Source organism: Dietzia sp. 111N12-1 (genome assembly GCF_001658045.1).
Classification (GTDB): Bacteria; Actinomycetota; Actinomycetes; order Mycobacteriales; family Mycobacteriaceae; genus Dietzia; species Dietzia kunjamensis.
Map to the genome: position 1 here is coordinate 16,945 of NZ_LSSV01000082.1, position 14,122 is coordinate 31,066.

12 protein-coding genes are annotated in these 14,122 nt (G+C 72.0%); 10 read left to right on the plus strand and 2 right to left on the minus strand.

Features of this window, described 5'->3' with window-relative positions; translation table 11 throughout:
- The first annotated feature begins 69 nt into the window (after nucleotides 1–69).
- From AYO52_RS15360 to AYO52_RS15405, 10 genes are all read left to right on the plus strand, one after another.
- On the plus strand, nucleotides 70–1,506 hold the full coding sequence (locus AYO52_RS15360; RefSeq protein ID WP_067719272.1) for a M20/M25/M40 family metallo-hydrolase: 1,437 nt from the start codon (nucleotides 70–72) through the stop codon (nucleotides 1,504–1,506).
- A gap of 103 nt (nucleotides 1,507–1,609) precedes the next feature.
- The gene (locus AYO52_RS15365; protein WP_067719275.1) at nucleotides 1,610–2,797 is read left to right on the plus strand and encodes an alpha/beta hydrolase family protein; all 1,188 of its coding nucleotides are present in this window, start codon (nucleotides 1,610–1,612) and stop codon (nucleotides 2,795–2,797) included.
- 51 nt (nucleotides 2,798–2,848) lie between these two features.
- On the plus strand, nucleotides 2,849–5,143 hold the full coding sequence (locus tag AYO52_RS15370) for an AAA family ATPase (RefSeq protein ID WP_067719277.1): 2,295 nt from the start codon (nucleotides 2,849–2,851) through the stop codon (nucleotides 5,141–5,143).
- Between the two features lie 198 nt (nucleotides 5,144–5,341).
- Nucleotides 5,342–5,890 (plus strand): hypothetical protein, encoded by a 549-nt coding sequence (locus AYO52_RS15375; RefSeq protein ID WP_067719280.1) that lies wholly within the window; start codon nucleotides 5,342–5,344, stop codon nucleotides 5,888–5,890.
- 132 nt (nucleotides 5,891–6,022) lie between these two features.
- A complete protein-coding gene (locus AYO52_RS15380) occupies nucleotides 6,023–9,067 on the plus strand; it encodes a Na+/H+ antiporter subunit A (RefSeq protein ID WP_067719283.1) in 3,045 nt (1,014 codons plus the stop codon).
- Nucleotides 9,064–9,693, plus strand: coding sequence for a Na(+)/H(+) antiporter subunit C (locus AYO52_RS15385; RefSeq protein WP_067719286.1), 630 nt, complete (start codon nucleotides 9,064–9,066; stop codon nucleotides 9,691–9,693). Before AYO52_RS15380 ends, AYO52_RS15385 begins: the two co-directional genes overlap by 4 nt.
- On the plus strand, nucleotides 9,690–11,315 hold the full coding sequence (locus AYO52_RS15390) for a Na+/H+ antiporter subunit D (RefSeq protein WP_067719289.1): 1,626 nt from the start codon (nucleotides 9,690–9,692) through the stop codon (nucleotides 11,313–11,315). Before AYO52_RS15385 ends, AYO52_RS15390 begins: the two co-directional genes overlap by 4 nt.
- 1 nt (nucleotide 11,316) lies before the next feature.
- Nucleotides 11,317–12,108 (plus strand): Na+/H+ antiporter subunit E, encoded by a 792-nt coding sequence (locus tag AYO52_RS15395; RefSeq protein WP_253702225.1) that lies wholly within the window; start codon nucleotides 11,317–11,319, stop codon nucleotides 12,106–12,108.
- A 65-nt stretch (nucleotides 12,109–12,173) separates the two neighbouring features.
- Nucleotides 12,174–12,401, plus strand: a complete 228-nt coding sequence (locus AYO52_RS15400) for a monovalent cation/H+ antiporter complex subunit F (RefSeq protein ID WP_067719517.1) — start codon at nucleotides 12,174–12,176, stop codon at nucleotides 12,399–12,401.
- The gene (locus tag AYO52_RS15405; RefSeq protein ID WP_067719292.1) at nucleotides 12,398–12,766 is read left to right on the plus strand and encodes a monovalent cation/H(+) antiporter subunit G; all 369 of its coding nucleotides are present in this window, start codon (nucleotides 12,398–12,400) and stop codon (nucleotides 12,764–12,766) included. The genes AYO52_RS15400 and AYO52_RS15405 overlap by 4 nt, the downstream gene beginning before the upstream one ends.
- A 136-nt stretch (nucleotides 12,767–12,902) precedes the next feature.
- Here AYO52_RS15405 and AYO52_RS15410 read toward each other — a convergent pair whose 3' ends face one another.
- The gene (locus AYO52_RS15410; protein WP_067719295.1) at nucleotides 12,903–13,253 is read right to left on the minus strand and encodes a hypothetical protein; all 351 of its coding nucleotides are present in this window, start codon (nucleotides 13,251–13,253) and stop codon (nucleotides 12,903–12,905) included.
- 90 nt (nucleotides 13,254–13,343) lie between these two features.
- Nucleotides 13,344–14,120 carry a LytR C-terminal domain-containing protein gene (locus AYO52_RS15415; protein WP_067719298.1) on the minus strand — a complete coding sequence of 259 codons (777 nt, stop codon included), beginning with the start codon at nucleotides 14,118–14,120 and terminating at the stop codon, nucleotides 13,344–13,346.
- Nucleotides 14,121–14,122: the final 2 nt, after the last annotated feature.

A 14,122-nucleotide genomic window follows, 5' to 3' on the forward strand; every position in this document is an offset into this window, starting at 1 on the left:
ACTTCATGCTGCGTTCACTTTCCGTTCATGTCGCCGAGTCGTGTCGGAGCGGGCAACTACTCTGTGCGCATGGCCGACTCCCCCGCGTTCGCTGACCCCCACGCCGATCTCGCCCCGCTCGCGGCCGCGGTCGCCGCCCAACTCGACCGGGCCCGGTCCGATCTCGCCGATCTCGTCGCCCTGCCGTCGGTGCACGACGCCGAGCCGGAGGCCTGCGCACAGGCCAGCGACCTCGTCTGCGGCCTGCTCACGGACCTGCCGATCCCGGGCCTGGGCCCGGGATCGGTCGAGGTGATCGAGACGTCCGACGGGTCGCGCGCGGTGTTCGCCCACCGCCCGGCCGCACCCGGCCGCCCCACCGTGCTGCTCTACAGCCACTACGACGTCCAGCCCTCCGGGGACCCGGGCGAGTGGACGTCCTCGCCGTGGGAACTGACCGAGCGCGACGGCCGGTGGTACGGCCGCGGTGCCGCGGACTGCAAGGGAAACCTCGTCGTGCACCTCGCCGCCCTGCGCGCCCTCGCCGCCCTGGGTGACGACGACGAGGTCGGCGACCCCGGGGCGGACCCGCTGGACGGCCTGGGGATCCGACTCGTCGTGGAGGGCTCCGAGGAGACCGGCGGAGGGGGCCTGGACGATCTCGTGGCGTCGCGGCCAGACTTGGTGGCGGCGGAGGCGATCCTCATCGCCGATTCCGGGAACGTCTCGGTCGGCACCCCCACGCTCACGACCAGCCTCCGGGGGATCGCCAACCTCGTCGTCGTCGTCGACACCCTGGAGGCCGGGGTCCACTCCGGACAGTTCGGGGGCGCGGCGCCCGACGCGCTCGCCGCCCTCATCTCCATCCTCGCCTCGCTGCGCGACCCCGCCACCGGCGCCACGACCGTCGACGGCCTGGACTTCACCGGCGAGTGGGACGGGCAGGCCTACCCCGAAGAGACGTTCCGCGCCGACGCCGGGATCCTCGACGGGGTGGAGGTCTCCACGGCGGCCCCGCTCGCGGACCTGGTGTGGTCACGGCCCGCGGTGACCGTGCTGGGGATCGACTGCCCGCCGGTCGAGGGGGCGATCGCCGCCGTCCAACCCCGAGCCCGCGCCTTGGTCAACCTGCGCGTTCCACCCGGGATCGACCCGGTCGAGGCGCAGCGGCTACTCACCGCGCACATCGAGCGGCGCAGGCCGTGGAACGCCCGGGTGACGGTGGAACCCGAGGCCGTCGGCCACCCGTTCCGCTCGGTGCCGGCGGGCGGCTCGGACCCGGTCCACGACCTGCTCTCGCAGTGCCTGGTGCAGGCCTACGGTGCGGAGGAGGTCGCCGTGGTCGGCTCCGGCGGATCGATCCCGCTGTGCACCGCGCTGCAGCGGGCGCATCCCGACGCGAGCATCGCACTGTTCGGCGTCGAGGATCCCGCGGCCGCTATCCACTCCCCCGACGAGAGCGTCGACCCGCGGGAGATCGAGCGCATCGCACTGGCGGAGGCGGCGTTCCTGCAGCGCTACCGCTGAGCCCCCCGGCCCGGAGAACCGGTAACGGTGTGATGCCCGTGGGCCGATACTGTCACCAGAGGCGGCGCGACCAGGTCTCGGCTGCCCGGAAGAAGGAGCCGCCATGCCCGTGCCCGCACTCGCCCACCGCGTCACCCGCGCAGGCCGCGCCCTCCTCGCGACCGCTGTCGCCGCCGCGCTGACGGTGGGGCTGCTCCCCGCCCCCGCGCAGGCGCAGGGGCTACCGGGGTCGATCAGCCCGGAGCAGATCGCCAACGGTGCTCTCGGCACCATCTCGCCGGAGAGCCTCAGCCAGCTCCTCTACTTCGGCAACCTGCCAGGCTCGTCCGGGTCATCGATGATGGGCATCGCCAACCGACTCGGATTCTCCCCCAACATGTTCGCCGGACCCCCGCCGCCGGCGCCCCAACCCAACCCGAACATCACCGAGACCCGTGTCGTGCGCAAGGACGTCGACGGCCGCTACGAGCGGTGGCTCATCGACTCGGCCGACATGAAGCGCGGGATCACCGTCGAGGTCTACCGCGCGCCCGACGGTAATCAGAACGCGCCGTTCCTGTACCTCCTCGACGGTGTCGGCTCCGAACTCCCCAGCGGCTTCATGCAGTGGGGCGCGGCAGAGCAGTTCGCGGACGAGAACGTCAACCTCGTCATCCCGACCGGTGGCCAGGGTTCGATGTGGGCGGACTGGAACGAGCCCGACCCGGTGCTGGGCATCAGCAAGTGGGAGGCGTTCATCACCCGCGACCTGCCCGCCCTGGTCGAGCCCGAGGTCAGCACCAGCCGCAGCCGCGCGATCGGCGGCATCTCGATGGGCGCCGGCGCGGCCGTGACCATCGCCACCCGCCACCCCGATCTCTACCGGGCCGTCTTCGGCGTCTCGGGCTGCTACTCCACCGGCACGCTCGGTCAGATCCTCACCCGCTACACCGTGGAGAGCCGCGGCGCGACCCTGACCAACATGTGGGGCGAGCCGGGCACCGCGCAGTGGGCGGCCCACGACGCGCTGATCAACGCGGAGGAGCTGCGCGGAAAGGCGATCTACCTCTCGTCCGGCACGGGCGTGGCCAACCCGGGCGACTGGGAGGACTACAACAACGACGCCGCCAACTTCATCGCCGGCATGGCGCTCGAACAGGCCACCGGGCAGTGCACGCGCGCGGCGGACCGTCGCCTGCGGGACCTGGGCATCCCGGCGACGATCGACCACCTGCCCACCGGGCTGCACAACTGGTCCTACTACTCGCGTCAGATCCCCGTCGCCTGGAACGCCATCCGCGGCGCGCTGTAACCCCACCGGGGACCCAGAGGAGCCGGCGCTCGCCGCGATACGCTCACCTCCGTGAACCCCCGCCCGGATCTTGACCTGACCCTGCGCCTGTCGGCGTCCGCGGCCGACTCCCGACGGGGAATCGTCCGCGCACACCCGGAAGTGATCCTCGCGCTGGGGATGCGCGAGTGGGATGCCATCGAGATCATCGGTGCCCGCACGACGGGCGCCGTGGTCGCCGCCGCGGCCACGGGCGCGCCGAGCGGCGTGCTGGTCGTCGACGAGGTGGTGGCCGCCAACTGTGGCCTCGGTGAAGACGCGCGGGTGACCGTGCGGGCCGCGGAGGTGACGGGCGCGCAGTCCGTCGAGGTCCAGGGCCTCCCGCCGGCGGGTCGCGGAGTCGCCGAGCGTGTGCTGCGGTCGGCGCTGCTGGGCAAGGTGGTGCGGGTCGGGGACTCGGTCACGCTGATGCCGCGCGACCTCGGCCCCGACTTCCCCACCTCCGACACGACCCGCACCCTGCGCAACACCATGGGCGCGGCATGGGGCACCGAGCTGCTCACCGTCACCGCGACCGTGCCCGGCGGGACCGTCTCCGTGCAGCCCACCACGGCGATCGTGACCGGCGTGGGCACCGGGGGCGCGGGGGCCGGGGGCACCGGTCCGACGGCGAGCTCCCCCACCGCGGCGGCTCCTGCCGCCGCCGGGGGCAGCGCGGGCCCGGAGACGGCCATCACGGCCGTCGCGAGGGAAGACCTCGTCGGGGTCGCCGACCGGGCCGAGGTGCTGGAGCAATGGCTCTCCCTCGCGCTGGACCGCTCGGAGTTGTTGCGGACGCTGGGCGCGTCGCCGCACCTCGGGGTGCTGGTGGCGGGACCTCCGGGCGTCGGCAAGGCGACGCTGGTCCGCTCGGTCGCCGGCCACCGGCGGCTCGAGGTGGTCGACGGGCCCTCGGTCGGAGCGCTCGACCCCGCCTCACGACTCGAGGCGGTACGTGCCGCCGCCGAGCGGGCCCGCGAGAATGGCGGGATCCTGCTGGTCACCGACGTCGACGCACTGCTCCCCGCCCAGCCCGAGCCGGTGTCCACGCTGGTCCTCGACCGACTGCGGTCGGTGGTGGCGTCCCCAGGATCGGTGCTGGTGGCGACCTGCGTGCGCCCAGAGGACGCCGACGCCCGGCTCCGCGAGCCCGACCTCTGCGACCGCGTGCTCGACCTGCCCCTGCCCGACGCGGCCGACCGCGCCGCGCTGCTGGAGGTCATGCTCAGAAACGTGCCCACCGGGACGCTGGACCTGCGCGCCGTCGCCGAGCGCACCCCCGGGTACGTCGCCGGCGACCTGAGGGCACTGACCCGGGAGGCGGCCCTGCGGGCGGCCGGGCGGGCCGCGGGCAACGGCGTCACCGACCGGCCCGCGCACGGCGACCCCGCGCCAAATCTCCCCGCGCCCGACCACCCCGCGCCCGACCACCCCGTCGCCCGTCTGGAGCAGGACGACCTCCTGGGCGCGATCAGCGTGATCCGGCCGCTGTCCCGGTCCGGCACCGAGGAGCTGAGCCTGGGATCGATCACCCTCGACGACGTCGGGGACATGGAGGAGGTGCGGCAGGCGCTCACCGAGACGGTGCTGTGGCCGCTGCAGCACCGCGACTCCTTCGAACGGCTGGGGGTGCAGCCGCCACGGGGCGTGCTGTTGTACGGTCCCCCGGGCTGCGGCAAGACGTTCGTCGTGCGGGCCCTCGCCGCGAGCGGGCGGCTGACGGTGCACATGGTCAAGGGTGCCGAGCTCATGGACAAGTGGGTCGGGTCCTCGGAGAAGGCCGTCCGCGACCTGTTCCGCAAGGCGCGTGACTCGGCGCCGTCGTTGGTGTTCCTCGACGAGATCGACGCGCTCGCCCCGCGGCGGGGCCAGTCCGGCGATTCGGGCGTCGGCGACCGGGTCGTCGCGGCCCTGCTCACCGAACTCGACGGTGCGGAGCCACTGGGTGATGTGGTCATCCTCGGCGCCACCAACCGGCCCGAACTCATCGACCCCGCCCTGCTGCGTCCGGGGCGGCTCGAACGCCTGGTGTTCGTCCCCCCGCCGGACGCCGAGGCCCGCGCCGACATCCTCCGGGCGGCCGGCCGGGACGTCCCGCTGGCCGAGGACGTCGACCTGGCCGAGCTCGCGACCGACCTGGACGGGTATTCCGCGGCGGACTGCGCCGCGCTGCTGCGGGAGTCGGCGCTCACCGCGATGCGTCGCGACATCGACGCGGCCGAGGTCACCGCAGAGGACGTGGCGCGCGCCCGCCGCGCGGTCAGACCCTCGCTCGACCCCGTGCAGGTGGAGGACCTCCGGCAGTACGCCGAGCGTCGCGAGAGCTGAGCAGCGCGAGGGTGCCGCGCGCGGGGGCGGGGCGCCACGGGCTTGCCGGGATTCACGCCGGCGGCCTAGAGTGTCTGACCATGCGGAAGATTCTCGTAGTAACCGGACGTAACGGGGCCTGACAGACCGGCACCCCCGTTGCGTGGTTACTCCTTCTCCCGTCGGTCACCTCACCGACGCGAGAGAAGCGAGAACCCCATGACCCCCACGGCGAATCCCACCTTCGGCCGGCCCAACGCGACCGCCGGCTCTCCCACCTGCCCCTTCGCGGACCGATTCGGCCGCCGCCTGCCACGGGGGTTCGCCTCCGAGGCCGCGGGCCTGGACTGGCGCACGCTGCTCGACACCTACGCCCCGTCCTCCGACCGCTTTCATCTGGCCGATTTCTCCCGCCGCCCGCTGGGTCGGGGCATCACCGCCTACGAGGCGATCCTGGCCACCCGTGCCGCAGGGGACGCGCCCGGCGAGTTCACCGCCCGCCGCCTGACCACCGAGTCCTGCGGTGACGTCACCGCGATGTCCGACATGCTGGGCCAGGTCGGCGCGCGTGCGGAGATCGAGCAGTTCCACCAGTACGAGGGCCACCGGCACGACGGCCACGCCTTCGGCGAGGCCGGATCGTGGTGCACGATCCTGCGCGCCAGCTGTGGTCGCCGCGAGACGTGGGCGCTCGGGTTCGGGCAGACCTCCACCGAGGCCTCGATCGCGGCGCTGCTCAGCGCCGCGACCCGTCTCCACCTGCGGTGAAGTCGGCTCAGAAACACCGTTCTGTAAAGTGATCACAGGAACCACGCCCCGGTCGACCACCGACTCCCCGCCGCCTCGCGGCGGATACGTCCGCATGTCGTCGTCCGTTCGACGCAAGGAAAGGAGCCGCCGGTGATCGTGATCCTCGCGGCCCATGCCGTGGCCGCCCTGATCGCGATCCCGTTGGTGTCCAGGTTCGGACGCCGCGCCTTCCCGCTCCTGGCGTTGGTCCCCGCCGCCGGCGCGGTCTGGGTGGCCGCGAACCTCGACCGGGTACCCACGGAGTCCATCCAGTGGGCTCCCGGCATCCACCTGGCGCTCGACCTGCGGATGGACGCCCTGTCCGCGCTGATGTCCCTCATCGCACTGGGCGTCGGTGCGTTGGTGCTGTTCTACTGCACCTGGTACTTCGACGACTCCGAACCGCGACTCCACCTGTTCGCCGCGGAGCTCGTCGCCTTCGCGGGCGTCATGTTCGGCCTGGTCGTGGCCGACAACATGATCCTGCTGTACATCTTCTGGGAGATCACCTCCGTTCTGAGCTTCCTGCTGGTCGGCCACTACGCCGAGCGGGCCTCGTCCCGGCGTGCCGCCACCCAGGCACTGCTGGTGACCACCCTCGGCGGCCTGGCGATGCTCGTCGGCATGATCATCCTGGCGCAGGAAGCCGGGTCGTACCTGCTCAGCGAGATCGTCGCGGCCCCACCGTCGGGGGCCCAAGTCCACTGGGCCCTCGCCCTGCTCATCATCGGCGCGGCGAGCAAGTCCGCCATCGCTCCCCTGCACTTCTGGCTACCGGGGGCGATGACTGCCCCCACCCCGGTGAGCGCGTACCTGCACTCCGCGGCCATGGTCAAGGCCGGCGTCTTCCTCGTCGCGGCGTTCAGTCCCGGGTTGTCCGGCTCGTCCACCTGGCAGCTACCGCTCATCGCCCTGGGCCTGGTCTCCCTGCTCATGGCCGGGTGGCGGGCGCTGAGAGAGACGGACCTCAAGCTGGTGCTGGCCTTCGGCACCGTGTCCCAGCTGGGCTTCCTGCTCGTGCTGGTGGGCATCGGCTCCCGGGACACCATGCTCGCCGGGCTCACCATGCTGCTCGCGCACTCGCTGTTCAAGTCGTCCCTGTTCATGGCGGTCGGCGTGATCGACAAGACGACCGGCACCCGCGAGATCCGCGAGCTGTCGGGCCTCGGTCGCAAGCGGCCCGCGCTGGCGGTGTTCTTCACCCTCGCCGCCGCCTCGATGGCCGGGCTCCCGCCCTTCCTCGGGTTCATCGGCAAGGAGTCCGCGTTCGCCACCGTGCTGGCCGAGGGGAGGCTGCACGGGATGCCGGCGATCGTCGTCACCGCGGGCCTCGTCGTGGGCTCGGTGCTCACCTTCTCGTACACCGCCCGCCTGGTCATGGGTGCATTCCGGGACAAGCCGTCCTTCTCCGACGGGATCAGCCCGGCCGTCGCCGACTCGAAGCCAGTCAACCCGATGTTCCTCTCGGTGCCCGCGGTCCTCGCCGTCGCCGGCCTCGTGCTCGGCCTGTGGTCGGCGCCCGTCGAGAACCTCCTCGTCCGGTTCGTCGACGTCGCGTTCCCGCCCGGCAGCCCGTGGCGCGGGGACGAGGCCTACCACCTGGGACTGTGGCACGGCGTCGGTATCCCGCTGGCGCTCACGGCGGTCGTGTACGTGCTGGGAACCATGCTCTACGTCGCCCAGCGGACCGTCGAGCGGATGCAGTTCGAGTCGCCCGCGCTGGGTAACGCCGACCGCATCTACGACGCCGTCCTGCGCTTCTTCGACCTCTTGTCACTGCGCCTGACCGCGAGTATCCAGCGCGGCTCCCTCCCGCTGACGCTCGGCATCATCCTGTTCACCCTCGTGCTGTTCCCGTTCGCGTCTCTCATGGTCGGCACCCGCGAGGGCCTGCGGATGGAGCTGGCGGGCAACCCGGTCGTGCTGTTCGTCATGATCCCCATGACCGTCGCCGCGATCGCCGCCACCGTCCTGCGCAACCGCCTCGCCGCGGTGATCAGCATGTCCGTCACCGGTTACGGCGTCGCCATCATCTTCGCCTTCCACGGCGCCCCGGACCTGGCCCTCACCCAGGTGTTGGTGGAGACGCTGCTGATGGTCGCGTTCGTCCTGGTGCTGCGCACGATGCCCGCCGAGGTCCCGTTGTCGGACGGCTTCCGCCGGACCCGCGCCTGGCTCGGCATCGGGGTGGGCCTGCTCGTGGTGATCGTCGGCGCCTACGCCATCAACGCCCGCCAGCGGCCCGCCGTGTCCACCGTCTTCCCGGACCTCGCCTACGACATCGGCAACGGTGCCAACGCCGTCAACGTCACCCTGGTCGACATCCGCGCCTGGGACACCCTCGGTGAGATCACGGTGCTGCTCGTCGCCGCCACCGGCGTGGCCAGCCTGGTCTTCCGCAACCGCCGCTACGGCTCGGGGCCCCGCCTCGCCGACGCCGGCAAGACGCGCTCCGGCCGACGGGGCATCGAGGCCGCCCGCATCGTCGTCGAGGCTCCCGGCGCCTCCCCCGGCCGCTGGCTGGTCGGGGCGACCGTCCGCGATCCGCGCGCCCGCTCCCTCGTCCTCGAGGTCACCACCAGGCTCATCTTCCCCACCATGATGATCCTGAGCCTGTTCTTCTTCTTCGCCGGACACAACAATCCCGGAGGCGGCTTCGCGGGCGGTCTCGTGGCGGGCCTGGCCCTCGTACTGCGGTACGTCGCCGGCGGCCGTTACGAGCTCGGAGAGGCCATCCCGATCGACGCCGGCCGGATCCTCGGATCCGGGCTCCTGCTGGCCGCCGGCACGGCCACCGCGTCCATGTTCTTCGGGGCGCCTCCCCTGTCCAGCGCCACCTTCGAGGGGACGCTCCCCGTGTTCGGGGACGTCAAGTTCGTCACGGCACTCTTCTTCGACGCCGGGGTGTACCTCATCGTCGTCGGTCTCGTCCTCGACATCCTCCGCAGCCTCGGCGCCCGACTCGACCTGGACGCCGAGGACCTCGAGGAACTCCGCGCCGTCTACGTCGACGCCACCGACTCGCCGTCCACCGCCTCCCTGCGCCGCGTCCCCGGCGTCGACGGCGCCGCACCGCGGTCCGACCTGGCCGCCCGCCGCGCCGACCGCCTGAGAGCCGCCGAGAACCAGGGCACGACCTCCCGGGGGATGCCATGACCGCCGACTTCGCACTGCTGCTCCTGGCGGGCATCCTCAGCGCCGCCGGCGTCTACCTACTGCTCGAGCGCGCCATCATCAAGATCCTGCTGGGGATCATGATCCTGTCCAACGGCGTCAACCTGCTGCTGCTGGCGGCCGGCGGCGCCCCCGGGAACCCGCCCATCCGCGACCGGACCTGGGGCGGCAACGCCACCGACTCCGATCCGCTGGCCCAGGCCATGATCCTCACCGCCATCGTCATCACCGCCGGTGTCGGGGCGTTCATCCTGGCGCTGGCCTACCGCTCGTACCAGTTCACCACCGTGGACGAGGTCGCGGACGACGTCGAGGACACCAAGATCGCCCGACGCTCCCCCACCGACGCCTGGTCCGCTCCCGACCGTGACGCCTCCGACGACCACGCCACCGGTCAGCCCACCGAACTCGGTGACCACGTCGACTACGACGACGAGGACCTCGAGGAGGCCGAAGCCGAGGCCGCCGCCGAAGCCCGAGCGGAGGCCCGGGCCAGAGCCGAGGCCGACGCTCGCGCGGAGGCACGGGCCCGCGCCGAGGCGGAGGCCCGACGTATCGATCGACGCGTGAAGCGCAACAAGGACGCCGGAAAGGAGGAGGACCTGTGATCTCCCCCGAACTCTTCGGCTACCTCATCCCGTCGGTCGTCCTCGCCCCGATGCTGGCGGCCGCCCTCTGTCTGGTGGTCTCCCGCCGACCGCGGGTGCAGAACGTCATCACGATCGCCACCCTGACCGGGGTGTTGGTCATCTCCGGCATCCTGCTGGTGCTGACCGAACAACACGGGATGCACACCGTCCAGGTGGGAGGCTGGGACGCCCCGGTCGGCATCACCCTGGTCGCGGACCGGCTCAGCGCGCTGATGCTGTGCGTATCCGCCGTGATCCTGCTGACGGTCATCATCTACGCCGTCGGCCAGGGTGTCCGCGACGGTGACGGCGACCAGCCGACCTCGGTCTTCCTGCCCACCTACCTCGCGCTGGCCGCCGGCCTGAACGCGGCGTTCATCGCCGGCGACCTGTTCAACCTGTTCGTCGGGTTCGAGATGCTGCTGGCCGCGTCGTACGTGCTGCTCACGCTGGGTGCCAGTCAGGAACGTGTGCGCGCGGGCGTGTCGTACACCGTTGTGTCGATGGTGTCCTCGATGGTCTTCCTGCTGGGCATCGCGCTGACCTATTCCGCCGTCGGAACGCTCAACCTGGCGCAGGTCGCCACCCGGATGGCCGAGGTCCCGGACGGCCTGCGGCACACCATCTTCGCCGTGTTCCTCGTGGCGTTCGGCATCAAGGCCGCCGTGTTCCCGCTGTCCACGTGGCTGCCCGACTCGTACCCGACCGCGCCCGCCCCGGTCACCGCCGTGTTCGCCGGTCTGCTCACCAAGGTCGGCGTCTACGCGATCATCCGCTTCCACACCCTGGTGTTCCCCGGGGGCAGCATGGACGGCGTCCTCCTGGTGGCCGGCCTGTTGACGATGGTCGTGGGGATCCTCGGTGCGATCGCCCAGTCGGACATCAAGCGGATATTGTCGTTCACCCTGGTCAGCCACATCGGCTACATGATCTTCGGGGTCGCCCTGTCCACCGAGTCCGGGCTGAGCGCCGCGATCTACTACGTCGGCCACCACATCGTCGTGCAGACCACACTGTTCCTGGTCGTGGGCCTCATCGAACGGCAGGCGGGGTCGTCCTCCCTGCGCCGGTTGGGGTCCCTCGGCGTCGTCAGCCCCGTCCTCGCCGTCACGTTCCTCATCCCGGCGCTCAACCTGGGCGGGATCCCGCCGTTCTCCGGCTTCGTCGGCAAGCTCGCCGTGGTCCAGGCCGGCGCAGAGGTCGGCGGGGTCCTCATGTGGGTGCTCGTCGCCGGCGCCATGGTCACCAGCCTGCTGACGCTGTACGTGGTCGTGCGCGTGTGGTCCAAGGCGTTCTGGCGGCCCCGGGCGGACGCCCCCGAGGGCGCGATCGCGCTGGCCAAGCCGCTCGCACTGCTGCCGTCCGACGAGTACGTCGAGTTCGACGAGCGCGACGAGGTCGGGCGGATGCCGTGGAGCATGCTGGCCCCGACGTGGGCGCTCATCGTCGTCTCGCTCCTCATGACCGTCTTCGCCGGCCCGCTGCTCGCGGTCACCGACGGCGCCGCCGAAAGCCTCCGGGAGCGTGTCGAGTACCTCGTCACCGTCCCCACCGACGCCACACCCGAACGCTTCGTCGACTCCGTGACGGGGGTGCGCTGACATGGCCCGGAAGATGACGTTGGAGCCGCGGGTGCTCGGCGCCCGCCTGTTCATGACCCTGTGGCTGGCATTCGCCTGGGTCCTGCTGTGGGGCAGCATCGACATCGGCACCATCGCCGCCGGACTCATCGTCGCGACCGTGGTGATGGCCGTCCTCCCGCTCCCCCGCGTCCCCGTCGAGGGTCTGCTGCGGCCGGTGTCGATGGTGTGGCTGGTGCTCGTGGTGGCCTACTACCTGGTCCGCTCGTCGTTCGCCGTCGCCTGGCTGTCGGTCCGGCCCCAGGCTCCCCCACGCTCCGCCGTGCTGCGCGCCCCGATGCGGCTGAAGTCCGACTTCACCCTGGCCCTGGCCGTCAACACCCTCAACCTCATGCCGGGCGGCATCGTCGTCCGCGTCGATCCCGCGGCCCGCTACGTCTACATCCACGTGCTGAACACCGGAACCGACGACGCCGTGGAGCATTTCCGATCCCAGACCGCGCACATCGAGACGCTCTACCAGCGCGCCTTCGAACGCGACGAGGACTGGAAGCCGAGCCCGGAGCACTACTCGGCACCCGCCGACAGCGCCCCGACGACCGGGGGCACCGCGGACTCGGCGGAATCCGCACCCCACGCCGCTAACCAAGCCGCGCCAGCTCACTCCGCCGCAGACCACACCGACGCAGACGAGCCCGGAGCTGCACGAGTCGAAGCAGAGCAGGCCGAAACAGAGCAGGCCGCAGCCGAGCACGCGGCACACCACGCGGACGACGCCGACGGCCCCACCCCGGAACAGGAGGCCCCCCGGTGAACATCATCTCGCTCATCCTGTGGAGTCTGGCCATCATCGCGCTGACGGCCGCGCTGTTCGCCACGATGATCCGGCTCGTCGGCGGCCCCAACACCCTCGACCGCCTGATCTCCCTGGATGCGCTCGTCGCGGTCGCCCAGGGTGGCATCGGTGTCTACATCGCCTGGTCCAAGGACACCACCCCCGCCGCCGCGCTCGTCGCGCTCGCCCTCGTGGCGTTCCTCGGGTCGGTGTCCGTGGCCCGTTTCCGCGTGAACGACACCGTCGGATCGCCCGAGGAGGCCCTCCCATGACCAACGACCTGGTGGAGATCATCTCCGCACTGTTCGTCCTCGCCGGCGCGCTGCTGACACTGGCCAGCGCGATCGGCCTCGTCCGCTTCCGCGACACCCTCAGCCGCATGCACCCGGCCGCCAAGCCGCAGGTCCTCGGCCTCGTGCTGATCCTGCTCGGCGCCGGGATCCGGATCTTCCCGGACATCGACCTGGGCATGCTCGTGCTGGCCGCCATCGTCGCCGTGTGCACGGCGCCGGTGATCGCGAACCGCGTGGGCAACCTCGCCTACCGGGAGAGCGTCGAGGACGGCACCATCACCCACGAGGCCCCGGTGCTGGAGAAGTTCACCGGGTCGGGCCTCGACGGTAGCGCCGCCAACTGACCCGTCGCGCGGCCGGGGCCGGCCGCCGGCTCAACGCGAAGAGCGTCCCGCACCTGTCCCTCTCGGGGAACGTGTGCGGGACGCTCTTCTCGTCGTCCGGGGGTGGTGTCGACCCGTCAGGTCAGGGGCGGGCTGCTCAGGGGGCGGGCTGCGCCGGGGCGTTGCCGGCCTGCTGCCCGGCTCCCGGGACGACCACGCCGTCGTCGGTGGTGGCCTGGCCGCCGCCCTCGTCGCCGCCCTCGCCACCGGGAGTGCCCGTCTCGGTCGCGCCGGGCTCGAAGTCGCCGGCCCCCTCGGGCACGTCGGTCTCCTGCGTCTCCGGGATCGAGCTCGTCGGCGCGGCGTCCTCGGTGTAGCTGGGCAGCGTGTACGGCGCGTCGGCCTCGGCCGGCTGCTCGTTGGGCGGGCTGCACGCGGCCACGGCGAACGCGAGGGCGAGTGCGGGAGCCGCGACCAGGAGGCGGCGGGCGGTCTGACGCGGGGCCATGGGGGCTCCTTCGATCTCGGGAAGCTGCAAGTCGCTAGTGAGCACGCAACCCGCGGAACGGAATGCGTGGGCTCATCATATCCTCAGGGGTCAGCGGTCGAGATCCTGGGTGACGATCACGATCACCCCTGGCGCCTCGTCCGCGAGATCCGCCGGCCGCGGCTTGGCGGTGATGCCCAACTGGGACGCGATCGCCTGTGCTGCCTGCTGTTCGCCGGGGCCCGTGCCGTAGAAGGCGGTCGACTCCGCCACGACGCCGCGGTTGGACGGCATGTTGGCCACCTCGCCCACGGCGTACCCGTTCTCGCGCAGCGCCTCGCCGGTGCGGCCGGCCAGCCCGGTCACCGTGCTGTTGTTGAAGATCTGCACGGGCACGGACGTCACGTCCGGCACCGCTCCGCCGGGGACCTGCCCGGCGGGCTGGCCCGGCGCGGGCGCCGCGGGGTCGCCGGACTGCGGGTCCTGCCCGTCGGCTCCTCCGCCGGGCGCACCGTCCTGACCGGCCCCGGCGTCGCCCGGGGCAGTTGCGGCGCCGGCGCCGTCGGCCCCGGTCTGACCGTCGGCGTCCTGTCCTGCCGAGGCGTCCTGCTCGACCTGGGAGGTGGTGTCGTCGGCGGTGGGCGTCGCCTCGTCCTCGTCACCACCGAACAGCTGGACCAGACCGACGCCGACCGCCAGCACGACCGCGGCCAGCAGCACCATCGCGATGGCGCGGTACGGCGGGCCGGTCGGCTCGTCCATGGCCGGGCCGTCGCCCTGCGCGTAGGGGTCGTCGGCGCCGTGCGCGCCGCCGTACTCGGGATCGCCGTACTCGGCATCGCCGGGCTGCGGGCTGTCGTACTGCGGGTTTCCGGACTGGGAGCTCACGC

Excerpts from the sequence above, each read along its gene's own strand:
- AYO52_RS15360 (WP_067719272.1), top strand. The coding sequence starts at position 70 with ATGGCCGACTCCCCCGCGTTCGCTGACCCCCACGCCGATCTCGCCCCG.
- AYO52_RS15365 (WP_067719275.1), top strand. The coding sequence starts at position 1,610 with ATGCCCGTGCCCGCACTCGCCCACCGCGTCACCCGCGCAGGCCGCGCC.
- AYO52_RS15375 (WP_067719280.1), top strand. The coding sequence starts at position 5,342 with ATGACCCCCACGGCGAATCCCACCTTCGGCCGGCCCAACGCGACCGCC.
- AYO52_RS15385 (WP_067719286.1), top strand. The coding sequence starts at position 9,064 with ATGACCGCCGACTTCGCACTGCTGCTCCTGGCGGGCATCCTCAGCGCC.
- AYO52_RS15395 (WP_253702225.1), top strand. The coding sequence starts at position 11,317 with ATGGCCCGGAAGATGACGTTGGAGCCGCGGGTGCTCGGCGCCCGCCTG.
- AYO52_RS15400 (WP_067719517.1), top strand. The coding sequence starts at position 12,174 with ATGATCCGGCTCGTCGGCGGCCCCAACACCCTCGACCGCCTGATCTCC.
- AYO52_RS15405 (WP_067719292.1), top strand. The coding sequence starts at position 12,398 with ATGACCAACGACCTGGTGGAGATCATCTCCGCACTGTTCGTCCTCGCC.
- AYO52_RS15410 (WP_067719295.1), bottom strand. The coding sequence starts at position 13,253 with ATGGCCCCGCGTCAGACCGCCCGCCGCCTCCTGGTCGCGGCTCCCGCA.